Origin of the sequence: Brevibacterium rongguiense, from assembly GCF_009857845.1 — a bacterium.
Lineage (GTDB): Bacteria > Actinomycetota > Actinomycetes > Actinomycetales > Brevibacteriaceae > Brevibacterium > Brevibacterium rongguiense.
In genome coordinates this window covers 1-13,502 of sequence record NZ_WWEQ01000070.1, presented here as the reverse complement: position 1 = coordinate 13,502, position 13,502 = coordinate 1, and the positions used below count along the sequence as shown (strand labels likewise).

The window sequence follows — 13,502 nt, the reverse complement described above, 5'->3', positions numbered from 1 at the left end:
GCGGCCCGGGCGGCCCGCAGTCGAGCGCTTCCCGCGGACGCCGGCGCGGCCCGGGCTGGGGCGCCCTCGCCGGCGCCACCGTGCTCGCCGCGCTCATCGGCGGCGGGGTGGGCGTGGGCACCGCGGTGACACTCGAGCACTCCTCGAGCGCGGCCGACGACACCTCCAACAGCGCCTCGGATGCGCCGGCCCAGGACGCCCCCAAGACGAACACGCCCAACTGGACGCAGATCTCCTCCCAGGCCTCGAAGAGCGTGGCGGCGATCCAGGTGGGCCAGAACGGCCAGATCACCGAGCAGGGCTCCGGGTTCCTCTACACGGACAAGAACTACGTCATCACGAACAACCACGTCGTCGCCGATGCCGCGAAGCCCGGCGGGGAGGTCCAGGTCGTCTTCAACAGCGGCGACACCGTGGGCGCGAAGATCGTGGGCCGCGACCCGGAGACGGACATCGCGGTGCTCTCGCTATCCAAGCAGCCCGACGGCCTCAAGGCGCTGCCGGTCGGCAAGTCGCAGTCGCTCAAGGTGGGCGAGCCGGTCATGGCGCTCGGCAACCCCCTGGGGCTGGCCGACACGGTGACGACCGGCATCGTCTCCGCGCTCAACCGGCCAGTCGCCACCCAGAACGTGGGCGAGAACCAGCAGGCCGACGTCGCGACGATCACGAACGCCATCCAGACCGACGCGGCGATCAACCCCGGCAACTCCGGCGGCCCGCTCGTCAACGCGGCGGGCCAGGCGATCGGCGTGAACTCGTCGGCCGCGACGCTGCAGGACTCCTCGCAGTCCGGCCAGCAGTCCGGGTCGATCGGGATCGGCTTCGCCATCCCGATCGCGCAGGCGACGAACATCGCCGACCAGCTCATCGACTCCGGCAAGGCCCGCCACGCCTACCTGGGCGTCAACATCACCACCGGCGAGGTGCAGCAGGACGGGGTGGGCCGGGCCTCGGCCCTCGTGTCGGCCGTCCAGGGCGGTTCGCCGGCTGCGAAGGCCGGGCTGAAGAAGGGCGACAACATCATCGCCGCCAACGGCACGCCGGTGAACAGCTCGGTGTCGCTCCAGGCGCTCGTGCGCGCCCAGAAGGCCGGCGACGAGCTCACGCTGACCGTGGTCCGCGGCTCCGACCGCCAGGACGTCAAGGTCACCCTCGGCGCGAAGTAGGCGCACGGGCAGGCGCGGACTGGCGCCCGGCCGGGTGCGGGCGCGCGGCGGTCGGCGCGCGGCGGTCGGCGGTCGGCGGTCGGGGCGAGGGTCACGCTGCCGCGCCCGCTGCGCGCCTCGGCTGTGGGCGGCTACGCGCCGTCCACAGCCGGGGCCGGGCCGCCGCCCGCACGTCAGGCGCGGTGCACCCTGGGGCCAGGCGATCGCACCCGCGGTCCCGGGAAGGCAGGAACAGCATGTCCGTCATCGAAGTCGACTCCGAGCGCGTCATCCAGGCCGCCGGCACCGCCGCGCGCAGCGCCGCCACACTGGGCGCGGAGGCCGACGCCCTCATGCGCCACCTCAACGCACTGGGCGACTGCTGGCGCGGCGGGGCCGCCCAGCGCTTCCAGTCCGTCATCGCCGAATGGGAGAAGGTCCAGAAGCAGGTGCACGAATCGCTCGGCAGCATCCGCGAGGCGCTGCACGCCGCCGGCCAGCAGTACAGCGATGTGGAGGCCGCGAACACGCGCATGTTCGGCTGAGCGGCCCGCCGGGCGGGACCCGCGGGCTCGGCGGAAACTTCCAGCCGGAGCACGTAGAGTTGTCCGGGATAGAGCACACGTGCGGTCCCGCTCCGCGGCGCGGGACCGCACGCACCCCGCCGGCGAAGGAGCTTTCCTCCCATGAGCGTTTTCAAGCGCATCGCGATGATCTTCGGCGCGAAGGCCAATTCGGCCCTCGACAAGGCCGAGAACCCCAACGAGACCCTCGACTACTCGTACCAGAAGCAGCTCGAGCTCCTCCAGAAGGTCCGCCGCGGCGTCGCCGACGTCGCGACGAGCCGCAAGCGCCTCGAGCTCCAGATCGGCCAGCTCGAGCAGCAGCAGGCCAAGCTCCAGGGCCAGGCCCAGAAGGCCATGGAGATGAACCGGGAGGACCTCGCCCGCGAGGCGCTCACCCGCAAGTCCGGGCTCAACCAGCAGATCGAGGACCTCCAGCAGCAGCACAGCGGACTGCAGGCGGAGGAGCAGAAGCTCACGACCGCCTCGCAGCGCCTCCAGGCGAAGGTCGACGCGTTCCGCACCCGCAAGGAGACCATCAAGGCCACCTACACGGCCGCGGAGGCGCAGTCGAAGATCGGCGAGGCGTTCACCGGCATCTCCGAGGAGTTCGGCGATGTGGGCCTCGCCGTGCAGCGCGCGGAGGACAAGACAGCCCAGCTGCAGGCCCGCGCCGGCGCCGTCGACGAGCTCATCGCCTCCGGCGCGCTCGAGGACGCCACCGGCTCCCGCAAGGACGACATCGACGCGCAGCTCGAGCAGCTGTCCTCCGATTCGGACGTGGAGACCGAGCTGGCCCGGATGCGCGACTCGCTGCCCGCCGGACAGTCCGCGGCGCGCCCCGCCCTCGAGGACGCCGATTCCGATGCCGAGGTCGCCGAGTCCGAGGTCGAGCGCGGCCAGGGCGGTGCCCGATGATCGTGCGGATCATGGGCGAGGGCCAGTTCGACTGCGGCGACGTCAACGACGAGGCGCTCCAGCGCTACGACAACGAGGTCGAGGCCGCCGTGGACTTCGGTGACGACGACGCGGTGCGCGAGGCGCTCGCGCGCCTGCGCGCCTTCGTCTTCGAATCGGCCGAGCCCGTCGCGGACGACTACCTGGGCCCGTCCGACTTCGTCATCCCGTTCGCGGACGCGCACATCGCCCAGATCAAGGAGCTGCTGACCGGCGAGGGGTTCATCCCCGACGTCGTCTGAGCAGCCCCGCACCCTGCCGCCGGCCGGCGGCGCACCACCAGCAAGGAGCCACCATGAGCGCCGGGCGCTTCATCAAAGACAGGGGCCTGTCCTTCCGGATGGGCACCACCCTCTTCCTCAACGGCCTCATCTACGTCGTCCTCATCCTCGCGATCTGGGCCGTGCTGGGCCGCAGCACGAGCGGCGTCATCATCGCGGTCATCGTCAGCGCGGGCGTCTTCTTCTTCCAGTGGTACTTCTCCGACTCGATCGCCATGCGCTCGATCGGCGCGCGCGAGGTCACCCCCGAGCAGGCGCCGGAGCTGCACGCGCTCGTCGACCGGCTCTGCCAGCTGGCGGACACGACGAAGCCGCGCGTGGCGTACTCCGACTCCCCCGTGCCCAACGCGTTCGCCACGGGGCGCAGCCCCGAGCACTCGGTCGTGTGCGTGACGCGCGGCCTGCTCAACACCCTCGAGCCGGCCGAGGTCGAGGCGGTGCTCGCCCACGAGCTCTCCCACGTCGCCCACCGCGACGTCACGGTCATGACCGTGGCGGGCGTCACCGGTGTGGTCGCGGGGCTCATGATGCGCAGCGCGCTCTACGTCCGGTTCGGCGGCCGCGACAACAACAGCGCGGCGGCGGGAGCCCTCATCCAGGTGGCGTTCCTGCTCGTGGGCGCGATCGTCTACGCGCTCAGCTTCCTGCTCATCCGCGTCCTCTCCCGCTACCGGGAGCTGGCCGCCGACCGCGCCGGGGCGTTCCTCACGGGCGCGCCGTCCACGCTGGCCTCGGCGCTCGTGAAGATCAGCGGCGAGATGGGCCGCGTGCCGGAGAAGGACCTGCGCGCGGAGGCCGGAGCCTCCCACCTGGCGCTCGTCCCGGCCGTCAACGGCACCTCGGTCCGCCAGCTCTTCTCCACGCACCCCAGCCTGGAGAAGCGCCTCGCCCAGCTCAACGACATCGCCCAGCAGCTCTCGCGGCCCATGTGAGGCCGCCGCGGCAGCGCCGGGACCGCGCCGCGGCCCGGCCCCGCCTCGCACCGCCCGAGCCCGAAAGGGGGCACGCCCGTGGGATTCTTCGATGCGCTCATGGGGCGCAGCAAGCCCAAGCCCGCCAACCTCGATGACCTCTTCGCGGTGCCGCCCGCCGTCCTCACGCTGCAGGCGGCCACGGACTTCGTCCCCACCGGGGTGGCGGCCGTGGCCTTCCGCGCCGTCGAGGGCGGGGCGATCGCGCGCGCCGAGGAGGAGGCCCGCCAGCTCATCACCTCCGACCCGGACACCACCGTGCGCACCGAGGAGGACGACTTCGGCTACACGTGGCTCGTCATCGCGGATGCCAACGCGGACACCGTCAATCTCGTGACGAACCTCCACGCCGTCAACACCGCGCTCGAGAGCCAGGGCTTCGGGCCCATGCTGCTGTGCTCGACCGTCTACTTCCGCAGCTCGCAGGGCGTCGAGGCCGCGCTCGTCTACCTCTACAAGCGCGGCACGTTCTACCCGTTCGTGCAGGCGGGCCCCCAGCGCCGGGACTCGGCGGTGGAGTTCAACATCAAGGCGGCGATTGGGGCCGATCTGAAGTTCGAGGCCGACCTCGAGAAGTGGTCGCCCCTGTGGGGCGCGCCGGGCATGTCCGACCCGCCGCGGGAGCTGCCGGCCCCCTGAGGCGAACGCGCCGCGCGCTCGCGGGCGCTTCGCGCCGCGGCACTCGGGCCCGGGCTCTCAGCACCGTGCCCCGAGCTCCCCGTGCCCTGAACTCCACGTACCCCGAGCGCCACGTGCTCTGGCGAGCGCCTGCCCTGCACATTCCTGGGCCTTAGCCGGCCCTGGGCCCTCGCAGCCTCCGGGGCCGCGCACACCGGCAGCCAGCAGTGGGAGCCGCCGGGCGTCAGCCTGCGGCCACCGCGATCGTCTGGCCGAGCACCTCGATCCGGTCACCGGGCACGAGCGCGCGCCCGCGGCGCTGCTCGGGCTCACCGTTGACGCTGACCTCGCCGGCGGCCAGGAGGTCTTTGGCCATGGCACCGGTCTCCGCGATGCCGTGGAGCTTGAGGAGCTGGCCGAGGCGGATCGACTCGCCGCTGATCGAGATCTCCTCCATCAGAAATCCAACCCGCCGAAGTCGCCCAGACCGCCGTCGCCGCCGAAGTCGCCGAGGCCTCCGCCGCCTCCGAATCCACCGCCGTCTCCGAATCCGCCGGCGTCAGCACTGTCCCAGCCGCCGTCCCAACCCCCGCCCCAGCCGCCGCCGAGGCCGCCCATGAGCATTGCGCCCATGAGGACGCCCGGCAGCATGCCGGAGCCGGCGTAGTTGTTGAAGTAGCCGCGGTTGTACTCGGCGTAGGCCGGGCCCGCCTCCCAGTACGCTCGGCGGGTGTACCCGTCGCCGGTCGTCACCTTGCGCACGGCGGGCTCTGCGCCCACGGCGACGCGCTCGGCATCCGCGGCGCACACGGGCACGGGGCGCAGCTGGCCGCCGGCCGGCGCCCAGTCGATGTCCTGGACGGACGGACCGTGCTGGGGATTGAAGAAGCAGGGCGGGCGGCGCACCGGCAGGGGCTTGCCCTCGACGCGGGCGCGCACGCACTTGGAGGCGTAGCGGCCGTCCTCGAGTGCCTCGGTGACATGGCGGATGTCCTCGGCCCGGTCGATGCGCTCGAGCGTTTCCTTGGCCCGGTCGTAGCAGTCGAGTGCCCGCTGGTAGTCCTGCCGGCCGCCCTCGCTCAGCTCGACGCCGGCCGTGACGATGTCGAGGTCGGCGACCTCCTCGCCGAATGCGGTGACGTCCTCGGCGGCGGCGGTCTTGACGACGGCGAGGCTCTCCTCCCGGCGCTCGGCTGCGCGCTTGCGCTCGCTGCGCGAGGAGGCGAAGAAGACCACGGCAACGATCACGAGCATGGCCAAGAAGAAGTAGCCCATGTCAGTCCTTCCTGTGCGCGACACGGCCTGTGCGACGACAGCTGAAGTATCCCAAGCCAACCTGGATGCGCTCTGAGCCCGAGCTTCGCTCCCGCTCCGCAGCCCGGCGCGCCCGCGGCCGAAGCAGGCCCCGCGCCCCCGCGGCGCGAGCCTGCGAATCGCGTAGGATCGGTCCATGGCACTGAGCGCTGAGACCTGGCTGCGGCTGTCGGACAGCCCCTTCGAACGCCCCGCGCTGCGCGCCTCCGACGGCGACCGCGGCGTCGTCTTCGACGCCCTCGGCGAGGCCTATGCGGCGGGACTCATCGACTCCGACGAGCACGCCCAGCGGCTCGAGGCCGCCGGCGACGTCAAGACGCTCGGCGACATCCTCCCGCTGCTGCAGGACCTCGTTGCCCCGGATGCGGGTCCGACCGGCCGAGCCGGGCAGGACGGCGCGCTGGCCCCCACGCAGCAGGACCGCGGCCGGCTCGCGCAGCTGCGCGACGACGAGCCCACGACGCCCGAGGAGATCGACGAGGCGGCCCGCGCCCATGCCCGCTCCGTGCTCCTCGCCTCTGCCCTGGGGTGGGTGGGCCCGAGCGTGCTGTGCGTCGCGATCTGGGCGTTCAGCCAGCAGTACGCGGGGGGCGTGTTCTTCTGGCCGCTCTTCGTCATCTTCGGCACCGGCTTCGGATTCTTCGGCACCCTCGCCGGCCGCGAGAAGATGATCCGCGAGCGCAAGCGCAAGCTCACGACGCGCGCCCGTGCGCGCCTCGGCGATGCGCAGGCGCAGCGGGAGATCGAGGCCAACCCGCGCGCGTTCGACCTCGACGACGCCACGGGCACCCGCGAGGCGCGCAGGCGCGCCCGGCGCGAGCGCCGCGGGCGCGCCTGACGAGCTGCGCCGCAACGGCCGCTGAGCCGCCCGCAGCCTCAGGCACAGGCACCGGTTCCGGCACCGGTTCCGGCACCGGCACCGGCTCCGGCACGCGAAAGCGCCCCGACCAGCGGTCGGGGCGCTTTCGGCATCCGAGCCGCGTGAGCGGCTGCGGTGAGGGGCGGATCAGAAGTCCATGCCGCCCATGCCGCCGGTCGGATCGGCGCCGGCGGCCGGAGCGGGCTCCGGCTTGTCGGCGACGACGGCCTCGGTGGTGAGGAACAGCCCGGCGATCGAAGCGGCGTTCTCCAGCGCGGAGCGCGTCACCTTGACCGGGTCGTTGATGCCGGCCTTGAGCAGGTCCTCGTACTCGCCGGTGGCGGCGTTGAGGCCCCAGCCCGGTTCGAGCGACTCGACCTTGGCTGCGACGACGCCCGGCTCGAGCCCGGCGTTCTGGGCGATCTGCTTGAGGGGCGCCTCGATCGCGACGCGCACGATGCTCGCGCCGGTCTCCTCGTCGCCCGTGAGGCCCAGGCCGTCGAATGCCGTCCTGCCGGCTTGGATGAGGGCCACGCCGCCGCCGGCGACGATGCCCTCCTCCACGGCTGCCTTCGCGTTGCGCACGGCGTCCTCGATGCGGTGCTTGCGCTCCTTGAGCTCGACCTCCGTCGCGGCACCGGCCTTGATGACGGCCACGCCGCCGGCCAGCTTCGCGAGGCGCTCCTGGAGCTTCTCACGGTCGTAGTCGGAGTCGGAGTTGTCGATCTCGGTGCGGATCTGCGAGACGCGCGCGGCGATCTCCTCGGGATCCCCGCCGCCCTCGACGATCGTCGTCTCGTCCTTCGTCACGACGACCTTGCGGGCGGTGCCCAGGAGGTCGAGCGTGGCGTTCTCCAGCTTGAGGCCCACCTCTTCGGAGATGACCTGGCCGCCGGTGAGGATCGCGATGTCGGCCAGCTGCGCCTTGCGGCGGTCGCCGAAGCCCGGGGCCTTGACGGCCACGGACTTGAAGGTGCCGCGGATCTTGTTGACGACGAGCACGGCCAGCGCCTCGCCCTCGACGTCCTCGGCGATGATGAGCAGCGGCTTGCCGGACTGCTGGACCTGCTCGAGGATCGGCAGGAGGTCCTTCACGTTCGAGATCTTCGAGTTCACGATGAGGATGTAGGGATCCTCGAGCACCGTCTCCTGGCGCTCCGCGTCGGAGACGAAGTAGCCGGAGATGTAGCCCTTGTCGAAGCGCATGCCCTCGGTGAGCTCGAGCTCGAGGCCGAAGGTGTTCGACTCCTCGACGGTGACGACGCCCTCCTTGCCCACCTTGTCGATGGCCTCGGCGATGAGCTCGCCGATCGCCGGGTCACCGGCGGAGATACCCGCGGTGGCGGCGATCTGCTCCTTCGTCTCCACCTCCGTGGCGGAGTCGAGCAGCGTCTTCGAGACCGAGTTCACGGCCTTCTCGATGCCGCGCTTGAGGCTGAGCGGGTCGGCCCCGGCCGCCACGTTGCGCAGGCCCTCGCGCACGAGCGCCTGGGCGAGCACGGTCGCGGTGGTGGTGCCGTCGCCGGCAACGTCGTCGGTCTTCTTGGCGACCTCCTTGACGAGCTCCGCGCCGATCTTCTCGTACGGGTCCTCGAGCTCGATCTCCTTGGCGATGGACACGCCGTCATTGGTGATCGTGGGTGCGCCCCACTTCTTCTCGAGGACGACGTTGCGCCCCCGGGGTCCGAGCGTCACCTTCACGGCGTCGGCGAGGGTGTTGAGGCCCTTCTCGAGACCGCGACGGGCTTCTTCGTCGAATGCAATGAGCTTTGCCATAGTGGAAAGCGTCCTCCCTGTGCGGGTGGGTGTCTGACCCCACCGCCGCAGTGCCCGCGACGGCCGGGCACCCGCAGCTGATTCCCTTCCACAGCGGCGGCATGCCCTCGAGTGCTTCGGTGGGATGTACCAGTACTAGATTTAGCACTCTGGCTATGGGAGTGCAAACGGTCTGCGCCTGCGAATCGCCCGTGTTCGCCAGCAGATGAACGCACGGGCCCGGGAACGACGATGCCCGCCCCTCATCGCTGAGGGGCGGGCATCGGGGCGATCAGCCGATCGCCGGTGCGGCGGGCCCTTGCGGGGCCGCGCGCTGTGTCTCGGAAGAGACGGACTGCCGTCAGAGCGGGGTGACGGCCTCGGCCTGCGGGCCCTTCTCGCCCTGGCCGATTTCGAACTCCACTGCCTGGCCCTCTTCGAGGGCGCGGTAGCCGTCCATCTGGATCTGGGTGTGGTGGACGAACACGTCCTGGTCGCCGTCGCCCACGGTGATGAAACCGTAGCCCTTTTCAGCGTTGAACCACTTCACGGTTCCCTGCGTCATCTGTGCCTCCATGGCGGTGTGAATTGAGAACAGCTGAGAGCCACGATGACTTTTCACTGCACTTTCTGAAACCGGAGCCCATGCTCTCAAGCAAGCTTGAAGCATGCGCTCCGGTGCCAATCATACACATGACAGGCGACTCTCAGCCAAGCTCCGCACGGAATCTGTCGATGAATTCGCGACGCGGCCGCGTCAGGCGAACGGCGCCTGCGGGACCCGCCGACGCGGGGCGGCAGCGAGGCCCGCACCGCGGTTTAGCTGGGGTCCTTGTCCGCGAGGTCGGAGCACAGGACAAGAGCGACGTCGACGGAGAACTTCGAGGACTGCTTGATGTCCTTCGCCCCCGCCTTCTGCGCCAGCGCCTGGGCGGCGGGCTTGTGCGCGTCCGTGTCGTAGAAGACCACCGAGGTCGAGCCCGAGTACGAGTAGTTGCCGCTCTTGCCGACCTTCCAGCCGTCGTCCTCGAGCGCGGTGCGGTAGCGCTTGGCGAGCCCTGTCTTGCCGGAGGCGTTGTAGATGCCCACCGTGATCCCGCTCTTGTCGACTGCCGCGCCGTCCGTGGACCCGTCGGTCGGCTGTGCGCTCGCATCGCCGGCGCCCTGCGTCGAGTCTCCGGCCCCCTGGGTCCCGGAGTCCGAGGCCCCGTCGTCCGCCTGCTGCGAGCTGCCGCCGGAGACGAGGTCCTCCGGGTCGGCGGTGGAGCTGGTGACGATGCGCACGACCCCCACGACGAGGAGGAGCGCGACGAGGGCGAGCACGCTCACGAGCGCCACGGCGGCGCCCTGGGACAGCGGGCCGCCTGACCGGCGGTGCGCGCCGCGGCGGTCGGTCGATTCGACGCGGTCGAATTCGTCTTCGGGGTATTCGGCCATGGCTACCTCGCGATTCTCGATTGCGCGCGGCCGCGCTGGCGGGAGTCGCGGATCCGGCGCAGCCGCTTGATGAGGATGGGATCGCGCTGATACGCGGCAGCGCTGTCGAGGAGGGAGTTGAGGACCTGGAAGTATCCGGCGGCCGTCATGTCGAAGCGCTCGCGGATCGCGTGGTCCTTGGGACCGCCGTACGTGTACCAGCGCCGCTCGAAGTCGAGCACCGCGGCCTCGAGCTCGCTGAGCCCGCCCTCGGCGACGGGCGCGCCGTCCGGCTGCTGCGCGGGTGCGGCCTCGGCCATCGTGTCCTCCCAACGGATATCCGCACCGCCCCGCCGGCGGCGCAGCCACCAGTCTAGCGGGCGGATTACATCGATGTCGTTCACCTGCTCCCCCAGTCGCGACCCGCCCCCGCACGCACACGCGGGCCCCGCCGAGGCGAATCGGCGGGGCCCGCGTCAGGGCGGGGCGCGGCCGGCCGGGGCCGGGGCGCCTGGCCGGTCAGTCCTCGGGGCGGATGCGGATGTTGATCTGCTTGATCTGGGTGAAGCCCTCGAGCATGCCCTCGAGCGAGGCCTCGCGGCCGAACCCGGAGGTCTTCATGCCGCCGTAGGACTGGCCCACCACCTGGCCGCTGCCCTGGTTGACCTGCACCCAGCCGGACTCGATCTTGTCGGCCATGCGCAGGGCCCGGTCGACGTCCTGGGTGAACACGTAGGCCGCCAGCCCGTAGTCGGAGTCGTTGGCCATGGCCACGACCTCGTCCTCGGAGGTGAACGGGATGACCGCGAGGACGGGGCCGAAGATCTCCTCCTGGCTGATCTTCGACTCGTTGGGCACCTTCGAGAAGATGACCGGCGCGTGGTAGAAGCCGGGCTCTCCCACGGTGAGGTCGGCCGCGCCGTCGTAGGCGACCTCGACGCCGTCGAGCTGCTTGCCAAGCTCGATGTAGTCGGCGATCTGCTTGTACTGCTTCTCGTTGATGACGCAGCCGATGTCGGTCGACTCCTCGCGCGGATCGCCCACCGTCATCTTCTTCGTCTCCGCCACGAGCTTGGCGACGAACTCGTCGTAGATGTCGGCGTGGACGAAGAGCCGCGAGCCCATCGTGCAGGACTGCCCCTGGCGGGCGAACCGGGTGGAGAGCATGACCTGGTCCATGACATCGCTCATCTTCGCGTCGGGGAAGACGATGTTGGGGCTCTTGCCGCCCAGCTCCATCGAGGAGTGGGCCAGGCGCGCGCCCGCGGCCTCGGCGACGTGGCGACCCACGGCGGTGGAGCCGGTGAACGAGACCTTGTCCACGTCCGGGTGCTGGACGAGGGCCTCGCCGATCGTGCGGCCGGTGCCGACGACGACGTTGAGCACACCGGCCGGCAGGACCTCGGAGAGCAGCTCGCCCATCCGCAGGATGGTGAGCGGGGCGTCCTCCGCCGCCTTGAGCACGACCGTGTTGCCGGCGGCGAGCGCGGCCGGGGTCTTGAACGCCGCGATCATGAGCGGGGAGTTCCACGGCAGGATGCCCGCGACCACGCCCAGCGGCACGCGTCGCGTGTAGTGCAGCTGGCCGGGGCCGGTGGGCAGCACGTCGCCCTTGACCTCGCCCGCCACGCCGCCCATGTAGCGGAAGAGGTCGACGAGGATGTTCGTCTCCGGGCGGGCCTGCGTGCGGATCGCGTTGCCGGTGTCGAGGGCGGTGAGCTGGGCGAGCTCCTCGGAGTGCTCGGCGAGCACGTCGGCGCACTTCGACAGGAGCGCCTGGCGCTCCTTGAAGTGGCGCTGGGACCAGGCGGGGAACGCTTCGCGCGCGGCCTTGACGGCACGGTCGGCGTCCGCGTCCTTCCCGTCCGGAACCGTGGCGATGACGACGCTGCTGTCGATGGGGGTGATGACGTCGCGGCGCGAGCCGTCGGCCGCCTCGACCCATTCGCCGCCGATCAGCATCTTCCAGTCCCTGGGCTCCGGGAAGTCAGTCATGGTGCATCCTCTCTGTTCGGCTGCGCACGGGCGCGGCGCCGCAGCGCGGGCGTCTTCGCCGCTCGGCACTGAGCGGCGCTGCCTGCGAGCATATCGCCGCGGCCCCCGCACCGTCAGCGCGCCCGAGGTGCGAACGCCGCACAGCCGGTGTGCGGGCACCGACCGCCCCCACCCACCCCCGGCCCCGGCCCGCACACCCCATTGCAGAGGATCGCCGCCTCCCGGCGCGCGTCCACCCGCGCCACACGGCACCGGTGGCCCCGCCTGCGCCTTCCCGAGCCACGAGCCGGGGTGGGCGAGCGGCCGCACTGCCCCTGGACCCCGGCTCCTCCCCCCGCCCGGCTGGCTAGGGTGGAGGCATGAGCGAACCCGCAGCCCCCGCCCAACCGCCCGGTGAGCGCAGGGCAGCCGCCGCGGCGCCGGCCGCCGGCGCACCCCCGGCAGACACACCGCCGCTCGACTCGATCATGGCCCCGGACTGGGCTCGGGCACTTGCCCCGGTGGAGCCGCAGATCCGGGCCCTGGGCGCCTTCCTGCGGGAGGAGACGCGCGCCGGGCGGGGCTATCTTCCGGCCGGCGATGCGGTGTTCCGCGCGTTCGCCGAGCCCCTGTCCGGGGTGCGCGTGCTCATCGTCGGCCAGGACCCCTACCCCACGCCCGGGCACCCGATCGGACTGTCGTTCGCGGTGGCCCCGGACGTGCGCCCGGTGCCCCGCTCGCTGGCCAACATCTACCGCGAGCTCCACGACGACGTCGGAGCGCAGCCCCCCGAGCACGGCGACCTGCGCCCCTGGCAGCGGCAGGGCGTCATGCTGCTCAACCGCTGCCTCACGGTGAGGCCCGGCTCTCCGGCCTCGCACCGCGGCAAGGGCTGGGAGGCCGTGACGGATGCGGCGATCGAGGCCCTCGTCCACCGCGGCGGGCCCCTCGTGGCGATCCTCTGGGGACGCGATGCGCAGGCCATGCGCCCGCGGCTGGGCGACGTCCCGGTCATCGAGTCGCCGCACCCCTCGCCGCTGTCGGCCTCGCGCGGATTCTTCGGCTCCCGGCCCTTCAGCCGCGCCAACGACCTGCTGCGCGCGCAGGGAGCCACCGCGATCGACTGGTCCCTGCCCGCCCGCGCACGGGAGTCTGAAGCGCCCGCCTGAGCACAGACCTCCGAGGCCGGTGCAGCTCCCGCGGGTGAGCCCAGGGCCCGTAGGTGAACACCGTGTTCCTGGGTTGCGCACAGCGCCCCTCGGCGAGCGCAGCGTTTCCAGGCTCAGCACAGCGCCCCTCGGCGAACACGGGACTCGCTGGTACGGCACGGTGCCCCCGGCAAGCACAGACCCCCAGGGCCGGCGCAGATCCCGCGGGCGAGCCCGGTGCGCCTCGGCGAGCGCCCCGTTCCCAGGTGGAGCACAGCGCGCCTGCATGAGCACGGCGTGCCGCGCGGGCGCGGGCACCAGCCGCGCGCGTGAGCTAGCCGGGGGTGCCGGGCACCTGGCGGGTGCCGCCCGTGGACGGTCCCCCGGCGGCGCCGGCGCGGCTCTGCGCGCCCTGCGCGGGGACCGCGATCCCGCCTGTGGCGGCCTGCTCCGCTCCCGAGGCGGCCTCGGCGGCGCCGGCGAGGTCGCCGATGCCCGGGG

General features: G+C 71.9%; 15 protein-coding genes. 8 read left to right on the top strand and 7 right to left on the bottom strand.

The window, feature by feature from the left end; genetic code table 11:
- The 6 genes from GSY69_RS12280 to pspAB all read left to right on the top strand — a co-directional run.
- Positions 1 to 1,166: S1C family serine protease (locus tag GSY69_RS12280; RefSeq protein WP_160954129.1), on the top strand; the 1,166-nt coding region annotated here is incomplete at its 5' end.
- A 236-nt stretch (positions 1,167 to 1,402) separates the two neighbouring features.
- Complete coding sequence (locus GSY69_RS12275) at positions 1,403 to 1,690, top strand: WXG100 family type VII secretion target (RefSeq protein WP_160954128.1); 288 nt, start codon at positions 1,403 to 1,405, stop codon at positions 1,688 to 1,690.
- A 141-nt stretch (positions 1,691 to 1,831) separates the two neighbouring features.
- A complete protein-coding gene (locus GSY69_RS12270; RefSeq protein ID WP_160954127.1) occupies positions 1,832 to 2,626 on the top strand; it encodes a PspA/IM30 family protein in 795 nt (264 codons plus the stop codon).
- The gene (gene pspAA / locus GSY69_RS12265) at positions 2,623 to 2,907 is read left to right on the top strand and encodes a PspA-associated protein PspAA (RefSeq protein WP_160954126.1); all 285 of its coding nucleotides are present in this window, start codon (positions 2,623 to 2,625) and stop codon (positions 2,905 to 2,907) included. Before GSY69_RS12270 ends, pspAA begins: the two co-directional genes overlap by 4 nt.
- Before the next feature lie 53 nt (positions 2,908 to 2,960).
- Entirely contained in the window at positions 2,961 to 3,878 is a 918-nt protein-coding gene (gene htpX, locus GSY69_RS12260) for a zinc metalloprotease HtpX (protein ID WP_160954125.1), read from the top strand.
- Positions 3,879 to 3,956: 78 nt separating this feature from the next.
- Positions 3,957 to 4,556 carry a PspA-associated protein PspAB gene (gene pspAB / locus GSY69_RS12255; RefSeq protein ID WP_160954124.1) on the top strand — a complete coding sequence of 200 codons (600 nt, stop codon included), beginning with the start codon at positions 3,957 to 3,959 and terminating at the stop codon, positions 4,554 to 4,556.
- Between the two features lie 223 nt (positions 4,557 to 4,779).
- Here the strand turns inward: pspAB and GSY69_RS12250 are convergent, their stop codons facing one another.
- Both GSY69_RS12250 and GSY69_RS12245 read right to left on the bottom strand, forming a co-directional pair.
- Positions 4,780 to 4,992 carry an RNA-binding S4 domain-containing protein gene (locus GSY69_RS12250; protein WP_160954123.1) on the bottom strand — a complete coding sequence of 71 codons (213 nt, stop codon included), beginning with the start codon at positions 4,990 to 4,992 and terminating at the stop codon, positions 4,780 to 4,782.
- Positions 4,992 to 5,810 carry a hypothetical protein gene (locus GSY69_RS12245; protein ID WP_160954122.1) on the bottom strand — a complete coding sequence of 273 codons (819 nt, stop codon included), beginning with the start codon at positions 5,808 to 5,810 and terminating at the stop codon, positions 4,992 to 4,994. The genes GSY69_RS12250 and GSY69_RS12245 overlap by 1 nt, the downstream gene beginning before the upstream one ends.
- A 175-nt stretch (positions 5,811 to 5,985) precedes the next feature.
- Between GSY69_RS12245 and GSY69_RS12240 the strand changes: the two genes are divergently transcribed.
- Positions 5,986 to 6,687, top strand: coding sequence for a DUF1707 SHOCT-like domain-containing protein (locus GSY69_RS12240; protein WP_160954121.1), 702 nt, complete (start codon positions 5,986 to 5,988; stop codon positions 6,685 to 6,687).
- A 168-nt stretch (positions 6,688 to 6,855) separates the two neighbouring features.
- On the opposite strand, the gene groL is transcribed toward GSY69_RS12240, so the two are convergent.
- The 5 genes from groL to GSY69_RS12215 all read right to left on the bottom strand — a co-directional run bounded on the left by groL (position 6,856) and on the right by GSY69_RS12215 (position 11,874).
- The gene (gene groL, locus GSY69_RS12235; protein ID WP_160954120.1) at positions 6,856 to 8,484 is read right to left on the bottom strand and encodes a chaperonin GroEL; all 1,629 of its coding nucleotides are present in this window, start codon (positions 8,482 to 8,484) and stop codon (positions 6,856 to 6,858) included.
- A 340-nt stretch (positions 8,485 to 8,824) separates the two neighbouring features.
- On the bottom strand, positions 8,825 to 9,028 hold the full coding sequence (locus GSY69_RS12230) for a cold-shock protein (protein WP_160954119.1): 204 nt from the start codon (positions 9,026 to 9,028) through the stop codon (positions 8,825 to 8,827).
- A gap of 254 nt (positions 9,029 to 9,282) precedes the next feature.
- The gene (locus GSY69_RS12225) at positions 9,283 to 9,900 is read right to left on the bottom strand and encodes a LytR C-terminal domain-containing protein (protein ID WP_160954118.1); all 618 of its coding nucleotides are present in this window, start codon (positions 9,898 to 9,900) and stop codon (positions 9,283 to 9,285) included.
- 2 nt (positions 9,901 to 9,902) lie between these two features.
- A complete protein-coding gene (locus GSY69_RS12220; protein ID WP_326957173.1) occupies positions 9,903 to 10,283 on the bottom strand; it encodes a DUF3263 domain-containing protein in 381 nt (126 codons plus the stop codon).
- Positions 10,284 to 10,398: 115 nt separating this feature from the next.
- Positions 10,399 to 11,874 (bottom strand): aldehyde dehydrogenase family protein, encoded by a 1,476-nt coding sequence (locus GSY69_RS12215; protein ID WP_160954117.1) that lies wholly within the window; start codon positions 11,872 to 11,874, stop codon positions 10,399 to 10,401.
- Positions 11,875 to 12,233: 359 nt separating this feature from the next.
- Here GSY69_RS12215 and GSY69_RS12210 point away from each other — a divergent pair, with 359 nt between their 5' ends.
- Positions 12,234 to 13,022 carry a uracil-DNA glycosylase gene (locus tag GSY69_RS12210; protein WP_160954116.1) on the top strand — a complete coding sequence of 263 codons (789 nt, stop codon included), beginning with the start codon at positions 12,234 to 12,236 and terminating at the stop codon, positions 13,020 to 13,022.
- The last annotated feature ends 480 nt before the right edge of the window (positions 13,023 to 13,502 follow it).